At 54.1% G+C, this 351-nt stretch carries 2 pseudogenes; both read right to left on the reverse strand.

Features of this window, described 5'->3' with window-relative positions:
• Window positions 1–182, reverse strand: a pseudogene (locus FDX22_RS20120) (transketolase family protein); the annotation flags it as partial.
• Window positions 175–351 (reverse strand): annotated as a pseudogene (locus FDX22_RS31525) (transketolase); the annotation flags it as partial. The pseudogenes FDX22_RS31525 and FDX22_RS20120, both read right to left, overlap by 8 nt.

Consider the following 351-nt stretch of genomic DNA (forward strand, 5'->3'; position numbering starts at 1 on the left):
CCGACCAGCGTCTGTTCGGCAATACCTACGTTGACCAGACGGCCGGGAAATTCCTGTATAAATGGGGCGATTTTAGCTGTTGATGTTGAGTCGGCCACGACGGGCACAACATCCATCCCGCGTTTGACTGCGGCAATTAACGTGTTCACCATCACGGTGGCGAGGTGTTCGCTATTACGCATCTTTCAGTTCCTCCAGCGCCAGTTCAATTTCTTCTCCTTTTGGCACACGGTGATGCCATTCCGGGCGGCCCTGAATAAAGGAGATCCCGGCCCCTTTGGTGGTGTGTGCAATGACAACGTGCGGTTTGCCTTCGGGTGTTAATCCTTCCAGCGTGCGCACCACATCATT

Source organism: Citrobacter sp. TBCS-14 (genome assembly GCF_005280805.1).
Classification (GTDB): Bacteria; Pseudomonadota; Gammaproteobacteria; order Enterobacterales; family Enterobacteriaceae; genus Citrobacter; species Citrobacter gillenii.